This window comes from Amycolatopsis sp. NPDC051061, from assembly GCF_040682935.1.
Classification (GTDB): Bacteria; Actinomycetota; Actinomycetes; order Mycobacteriales; family Pseudonocardiaceae; genus Amycolatopsis.
On sequence record NZ_JBFBBZ010000168.1, the window covers coordinates 1 to 1,148 of the forward strand.

General features: G+C 67.1%; 1 protein-coding gene. It reads right to left on the bottom strand.

The annotated features are described in order from the left end of the window. Nucleotides 1–179: 179 nt before the first annotated feature. A partial coding sequence (locus tag AB0N03_RS52460; RefSeq protein WP_364389031.1) for an IS701 family transposase occupies nucleotides 180–1,148 on the bottom strand: 969 nt, incomplete at its 5' end.

The window sequence follows — 1,148 nt, forward strand, 5'->3', positions numbered from 1 at the left end:
CTAATACTGCAACGGCAGTCAGGTGAGTGGGTAGCCACGTCGTTTGTAGTGACTGAGGCGGGCCTGGTGTTGTCGTCGGCGGCGGAAGCAGGACCAAGCCCAGACATGCTCGGCGGCGTCGGTGACGCGCAGGACGAGTCTGGTGAACAGCCGCCGGATCTCCGGTAGCGTGAACCCGATCATGCCCGGCTCGCCGACACCGATTCCCCTTTTACGGCAACGGATCGGGACACAGCCAGCCAGGCATGGGCGAGCATCGACAAGGTAATGTGGGCATACCAGGCCCGCCAGGACCGGACCTGGTAATGATCTAGTCCGGCTTCGTTCTTGGCCTGCTGGAAACACTCCTCGATCCGCCACCGGGTCCCGGCGATCCAGGCCACATCCAGCAGTGTCGAGCGACGGGGCCCGTAGCAGACGTAGTAGGCGATCTCGGTCGGATCACTGATCGAGCGGCGGGCGAGCAGCCAGTGCCCACGCCCGGCCCGCCACCCGACCCCGATCGGCAGCCGGGCCCAGTCGTACTCCCGGGGCCCGTGCGCGCCGGCCCCAACCGACAACCGCCGCCACGCTCGAGCGGGCAGGTCCGCGATCAGCTCATCGGCACGGCGTTCGGAGCCCTCGGCGGTGGTCAGGATGTCGTTGACCTTGGTCGCCAGCACGTAGGCAGCGTCGCACTCCTCCAGCCACCCGCGCAGGTACTTGACCTGCCCATATGCCTCATCTGCGGTGACCCACGCGAACGGCAGTCCCGCCGCGAAGGCCCGCGCCAGCATCGCCATCGCCTGCCGCGGCTTCGTCTCGAACTCCGTCCCGTCCGGGATCCCCGCCCGCCGACACCGATCCAGGTCAGCGATCCACGGCTCCGGCAGATACAACTCCCGATCGATCAACGCATGCCCACGCTCGGAGGCATACGCCAGGAACGTCCCGATCTGGCAGTTCTCGATCCGGCCCGCCGTTCCCGAGTACTGCCGCTGCACCCCCGCCGACCGGATGCCTTTCTTCAGAAACCCAGTGTCATCCACGATCAGCACGCCACCCGGCTCGCCAAGGTGCTCGACGACATAGTCCCGCACGTCATCGCGGACACCGTCGATGTCCCAATCCGCCCACCGCAGCAACCGCTGCATCCCGTCCGGGGACAC